Annotated in this window: 6 protein-coding genes; 3 read left to right on the top strand and 3 right to left on the bottom strand. The window is 73.0% G+C overall.

Annotated features, from left to right (window positions below; all coding sequences use genetic code 11):
* On the bottom strand, positions 1-814 hold an 814-nt coding region (locus TA90_RS11615), incomplete at its 3' end, for an ABC transporter ATP-binding protein (RefSeq protein WP_082031672.1).
* 163 nt (positions 815-977) lie between these two features.
* Between TA90_RS11615 and TA90_RS11610 the strand changes: the two genes are divergently transcribed.
* The gene (locus tag TA90_RS11610) at positions 978-1,661 is read left to right on the top strand and encodes a hypothetical protein (RefSeq protein WP_074015394.1); all 684 of its coding nucleotides are present in this window, start codon (positions 978-980) and stop codon (positions 1,659-1,661) included.
* A complete protein-coding gene (locus TA90_RS11605; protein WP_052450824.1) occupies positions 1,658-2,209 on the top strand; it encodes a hypothetical protein in 552 nt (183 codons plus the stop codon). The genes TA90_RS11610 and TA90_RS11605 overlap by 4 nt, the downstream gene beginning before the upstream one ends.
* Positions 2,210-2,253: 44 nt before the next feature.
* Here TA90_RS11605 and TA90_RS11600 read toward each other — a convergent pair whose 3' ends face one another.
* Positions 2,254-3,843 (bottom strand): MFS transporter, encoded by a 1,590-nt coding sequence (locus tag TA90_RS11600; RefSeq protein ID WP_074015393.1) that lies wholly within the window; start codon positions 3,841-3,843, stop codon positions 2,254-2,256.
* A 418-nt stretch (positions 3,844-4,261) separates the two neighbouring features.
* Between TA90_RS11600 and TA90_RS11595 the strand changes: the two genes are divergently transcribed.
* Positions 4,262-4,729: a VOC family protein gene (locus TA90_RS11595; protein WP_043536658.1), complete on the top strand. Its 468-nt coding sequence runs from the start codon at positions 4,262-4,264 to the stop codon at positions 4,727-4,729.
* A 63-nt stretch (positions 4,730-4,792) separates the two neighbouring features.
* On the opposite strand, the gene TA90_RS11590 is transcribed toward TA90_RS11595, so the two are convergent.
* The gene (locus tag TA90_RS11590; protein ID WP_082031671.1) at positions 4,793-5,905 is read right to left on the bottom strand and encodes a winged helix DNA-binding domain-containing protein; all 1,113 of its coding nucleotides are present in this window, start codon (positions 5,903-5,905) and stop codon (positions 4,793-4,795) included.
* Between the last annotated feature and the right edge of the window lie 102 nt (positions 5,906-6,007).

The raw sequence follows: 6,007 nt of genomic DNA, 5'->3' as shown, positions 1-6,007 counted from the left end.
TGACGAGGATCGGGAAGTCGAAGCACTCGGTGACCAGACCCGTGGTGAGGACCTGCGTGGCCGGCCCCGATGCGAGCACGCGGCCGTCCTTGATGAGGGCCACGTGGCTCGTGGTCTCGGGCAGTTCCTCGAGGTGGTGGGTGACCAGCACCGTCGTCAGCGTCGGATCGCCGCGGTGCAGGTGGTCGACCGTGGCGAGGAACTGCTCCCGTGCGGCGACGTCGAGACCGGTCGTGGGCTCGTCGAGCAGCAGCAGCGGGGGATCCGTGAGCAGGGCGCGTGCGATGAGGGTGCGCCCCCGTTCCCCCTGGGACATCGTGGGCCAGCGGGCGCCCTCGAGGGAGTCCAGACCGAGCTCGGCCATCAACCTGTCTGCGCGTTCCAGGAGTGCCCCGTCGGGGGTCCACCGGTTCATCAGGTCCACGGTGCCGGTGGCGCCGCTGAGGATGATCTGACGCACCGTGAGGGCGGACCTCAGCGGGTGGCGGGGGTTGACGTGCCCGATCGACTCGCGCAGCTTGCGGATCTCGACCCGCCCCAGCCGGTGTCCCAGGACGTCGACGGTCCCGTGCGAGGGATGGGCCTCGGCGCCGCACATGCTGAGGATCGTGCTCTTGCCCGCACCGTTGGGCCCGATGAGTGCCCAGTGCTCCCCGCGGCGCACCGTGAGGGTGACATCGGTGAGGATCTCACGGGTCCCACGCGCGAAGTCGACGTGGTCCATGTGGATGACCTGGTCGCCCGGGGTCGTCGGACCGACTGCCGAGAGAGTCCCCCGGGCCGGGGTCGGAGAGGGCTGTGTTCCTTCGGACATGGGGGAGACGTTACAGAGTTCTCCCCCGGGGCAGGGGACGGGGACCAGAACGGCACCCGGGTGCCTCCAGCGCCGCGCGGCGGCCGGGGCAACGCCGCGTCCGCCCGACGCTGGACAAGGTTCAGGCCTTGATTATGAGAAATCAAGGTTCTAGGCTTGTGACATGTTCGCGATCACTGTGGACCAGCGCCGCTCCAGGCACGGTCGTGACCTGGTGCCGGAGGCCCTGCGCGCCCTCGGACGGGCCGTCCCCGGGCCGGTGCTGCCCTTCGAACGCACGGTCGGGGACGAGATCCAGGCGCTCCTCGCCACCGGCAGCGATGTGGTCGAGGCCTGCCGGTGCCTCCTGCGCAACCAGGACTGGCACGTCGGGATCGGCATCGGCCCAGTCGAGCTGCCACTCCCGGGGAGCACCCGGGAGGCGCGCGGAGAAGCCTTCATCGAAGCCCGCGAGGCCGTCGAGGAGGCCAAGTCCCTGACCCCGTCGCTGCGGGTGCTGGGTGCGGGCACGACACCGGACCGGGTCGGTGACGCGGACGTGGTCCTCCGGCTCCTCGCCTCGGTGTGGACCCGTCGCACCGCCGCCGGGTGGGACGCCGTCGACGCGGTCGAGGCCACACGGGACGAGGACGGCCCACGCCTGCCCCTGCGGGAGGTCGCCGCAAGGCTCGACATCACGCAGCAAGCACTGAGCCAACGTCTCCGGACGGCCTCCTGGCAGCTGGAGGTGGAGGCACTGCCCCTGGCGGCGCGGTTGCTGGACGGGGCGGGGACGGGGGCTGGAGGGACACCGGCGGCAGGGACGCCCGAGCCCGCGGGTGGACGAGGGCGGGAGGGGGAGTCATGACGCACCAGATCCTCCAGGTCCTGGTCGGGCTGGCCGTCATGGTGGTCAGCGCGCTGTCCGGCTGGCCGCTCGTGCTCGCCATCCTCTCGCGCAGCAGGGCCTCGGCAACCCGCGAGGTCGACGGGGCCGCAGCCGGGGAGCACGTGCCCGGCGGGGACGCGTCGGGGGAGCCCGTGGCCGGCACAGGCAGACCTGAGGAGGCGGCCGGTGCAGCTCCGCCCCACGCGACTCCTCCCGGCAGGACCCCACCCGACGCTGCATCCCCGGACCCGACCTCGCCCGACACGACGCCACCCGACGCCGCCCACGGGCTGCGCGGCGGCCTGTGGATCGGCCTGTTGGAGCGTTTCGCCGCGACGGGTGCCGTGCTCCTGGGCGAGTACACGATCCTCGCGGCGATCGTCGCGGTCAAGGGTCTGGGACGCTTCCGGGAGCTCTCCACCCCCGCCGCCTCGGAGCGCTTCGTGGTGGGGACCCTGGCGTCCCTCACGTGGTCGGTGCTCCTGGGAGTGATCGGGAGAGGGCTGCTGACGCTCCTGGTGTGGTGACGACGTGGCCCCGCCCTCGTCGGTGCGGAGGGCGGGGCGCAGGTTCAGCGCGAGGCGCCCACCCGACCGGCCCCCGTCGGGAGGCCGGTCTCCGGACCGCTTCCGGGGGCACGGCCCGCGTCGGGTGCGTCCAGGGCCTCGAAGGGCAGGTGCGGGACGTCCAGGTGGGGATTGTCGTCCTGCCCGGCCACGAGCTCGCGGGCCTCGGCATGTGTGGCCACCGACGGCATGGACCCCGGCAGGGGGCGGCGGGCCGACTCGCTCATGAACCACACGCCCAGGGCGCCGACGAGGGACATCCCCATGATGTAGAAGGCGGGGGAGAGCTGGTTCCCGGTGGCCTGGAGGATGGACTCGATGATCAGGGGAGAGGTGCCGCCGAAGACGGCCACCGCCACGTTGTAGGAGACGCCCATCCCGCCGTAACGGGCGGAGGTCGGGAACAGGGCGGGCAGGGCGGAGGCGAGGTTCGAGACGTAGAGGGTCACGGGCACCGCGATCAGCGACAGGCCCAGCAGGGTGGACCACACGGCTCCGTGGGCCAGCAGGAGGAAGGCCGGCACGGAGAGCACCACGGCCGTGGCCGAGCCCAACCACAGCACCGGGCGGCGACCGATGCGGTCGGAGAGGCGCCCGGTCAGCGGGATGCACAGGGACATCACCACGAGCACCGGGATCGTCAGGAGGGTCCCGTGGACGGGGTCGTAGCCCAGGGTGTCGGTGAGGTAGGTCGGCATGTAGCTGGTCAGTGCGTAGGCCGAGGTGTTGGCGGCCGCGACGAGCATGATGGCGATGACGATGGGACGCCAGTGAGTGCGCACCAGGTCCGGGGTGCTCGAGGGTGCGTCGGCGGGACGGTCACTGCCGGCGGCCTCCTGGGCGTCCAACTGGGCCTGGAAGGCGGGGCTCTCCTCGATCTTCATCCGGAAGTGGATGGCCACGGCGCCGAGCGGACCCGCCACCAGGAAGGGGATGCGCCAGGCACCGTCGAGGATCGCCTGCTGACCCAGCGTCAGCTGGAGCGCGGAGACCACTGCGGCACCCAGGGCGAAGCCCATGTAGGAGCCCGTGTCCAGGATGGAGGCGAAGAAGCCGCGCCTGCGGTCCGGTGCGTACTCGCTGACGAAGGTCGTCGCACCCGCGTACTCGCCACCCGTGGAGAAGCCCTGGAGCAGCTTGAGGACCACCAGGAGGACCGGGGCGAGGGCGCCGATGGTCGCGTGGGTCGGCAGCAGGCCGATCGCGAAGGTGGAGGCGGCCATGAGCATCAGGGTCGCCGCGAGCACCTTCTGGCGTCCGATCCTGTCGCCGAGGCGCCCCAGGACGATGCCGCCGATGGGTCGGGCCAGGTAGGTGGAGGCGAAGACCCCCAGGGAGAAGAGCACCTGGACGGAGGACTCCGCGGTGGGCAGGAACACCTGGCCCATGACGACGGCCAGGTATCCGTAGACGCCGACGTCGTACCACTCCATGGTGTTCCCGACCACGGTGCCGGTGACGGCGCGGCGCATCAGGGGCTGGTCGACGACGGTGACGTCGGAGACCTCCAGCCTGCGTGGTGACCGGGAGTGGCGGCGCCGGTGGGGCGCGGGAGTGGTCGTGGATGTGTCGGACTGATGGGCACGTGTGCTCATGGGCTCCTCGGGGCAGGCGCGCAGTGTGCCCCCGCGGGGCTGGGCGCCTCGCGGAAGGGCGACCCCCGGAGCGGCGTCCGGGGTTCGCGCGTGCGGGGACCGGTGTGGGAGGTGCGCTCGGATCCGGGAGGGGATCGACGAGGGCGGCGCGGTCCGACTGTGCGCTGCACCGGGCCCGTCGGGCCCGGCGTGTCGCCACGGCGCCCGTCCGGCACCGCTCGTGAGCGACCCGTCGACCGTACCGAACCTGTCAGGACCCGTGCAAGACCACGTGATCCTGCCCACCTGCTCGGATGGTGACCCGGAGCAGGTCGCTCGACGTGCCGGGAGGGTGCGCGCGGGGTGAGGGGAGGGACGCCGCTCCGCGCGCCTCTGGTCGCGACGGGCGCTCGCGCGGGGCCGTCCCTGGGCTGGGGGGATGGACAACGACGTACCCCATGGAAGCCCGACCCCTCCCGTCCTCCAGCTCCGCCTCGTCGTCGAGGCCGAGGACTACGGGGCGGCCGTCGCGTTCTACCGCGACGTGCTCGGCCTGCCCGAGCACGCGGCCTTCGAGGCGGACGGCGACGCGCGGGTCACGATCCTCGAGGCCGGTCGGGCCACCCTCGAGATCGCCAACCCGGCGCAGGTGAGGATGATCGACGCCGTCGAGGCCGAGGGACGCCCCAGTGCGCGTCTGCGTGTCGCCTTCGAGGTGACTGACGGCGAGCACATGACCAGGCGTCTCGTGGAGGGCGGGGCCGAGCTGGTCGCGGAACCGCGCGAGACCCCGTGGAGGTCCCTCAACTCGCGCCTGCAGGGGCCCGCCGGACTCCAGCTCACCCTGTTCGAGGAGCTCGAGGACCTCGACACCAGGCAGGAGCTCTCGGGCTTCAAGCGCCCCTGAACCCGGTCGGCCCGGGTGTCGGCTGATGGTGGCCGCCAACGCTGACGGCCCCGACGGGGAGCCTCAGTCCAGGGACCACGCCGCGGCGGCGCGGTGGACGGCACTCCTCGTGCGGGCCGGGACCTCCTCCACCAGCTCGACCTCGGCGGTGGCGGGTCGACCCGCCCGACCGGGACGCATCCCCCAGGTCCCCACGACGCGTCCGTCCACGAGCACCGTCGGGCGGAAGACCCCGTTGCTGCCGGGCATCAGCGCACGCAGCATGTCGGGCGAGGCGACCAGGGACCGGTCGGCGTACCCGAGGATCCACTCGTCGAAGGCCGGGAGCAGCCTCACCCCGTCCGGACGCAGCCCCGTGGGGCCCGGTGCCGCGGGGTCGGGTCCGTCCCCCTGCTGCTCGGGGGCCACGACGAGGGCGGGCACGCCCTCGACGAGCACCTCCTCGAGGCCCTCCACCCGGGCAAGGGCCTGCCGCAGCGTGGTCCTGGGCAGCTTGGTCCACCACGCGAGGTCCGCCTCGGTGACGGGGCCGCGGGCCAGCACGTAGCCGCGGACCACCTGCACCAGTGCATCCTCCGGGTCCTGTCCCTGGGGTGAGGGGGCTGCCGCGGGGTGCCCGGGGGAGAGGGTGAGCAGCTGCGCCGTGCCGGAGGGGTCGAAGGGACCCCAGTGGATGCGCCCCGCCACCGCGAGGTGCATGAGGAGGTGGTAGCCCGGACCCCCACCCGTGGCGATGCCGGCGGACTCCCACAGCTCGAGCGCCTCGGCCCGGGCGAGGGGCCGCTCGGAGAGTGCCTCCCCGAGCACCTCCCAGGCTCGCTCGACGGTGGCGTCCTCGAGTCCGAGCGCGGTGCGGCGCCGGGTCGTGGCGCGGTGGATGCGGGGGCCGGTGAAGTGCAGGAGTGTCGCGAGGTGGGTGGGGGTGGTGGCGAAGAGCGTGCCGCGCATGGGCCAGGACCGCACCAGTTCGCCGCGGTCGAAGGCGGCGCGCACGTCCGCCACCGTGGTGCCCGGTCCGGAGCGGATCGCGATGGCCCGCAGGACCGCACCGAGGTTCTGACCCTGGAGGGCGACGGCTCGGTCGACGACCTCGGTGGGCGTGAGGTCGGAGCCGCCGACCATCTGCGAGCGGAGCCGGAGGCGTCGTGCCTGTGTCGCCGTGAGCCGCGGAGTCATGGGGTCACGCTAGTGGAGGACACACCGCGCTGCCCGCTCAGGGTTCGCCCGCGGCGTCGGTGGCCGCGGGATCCGCGGAGGGCACCCCAGGGAGGCGCGGGG

This window comes from Actinomyces polynesiensis, from assembly GCF_000820725.1.
GTDB classification, from domain to species: domain Bacteria; phylum Actinomycetota; class Actinomycetes; order Actinomycetales; family Actinomycetaceae; genus Pauljensenia; species Pauljensenia polynesiensis.
Note: the sequence above shows the minus strand (reverse complement) of the source record. Positions and strands in the feature narration are given on the sequence as shown.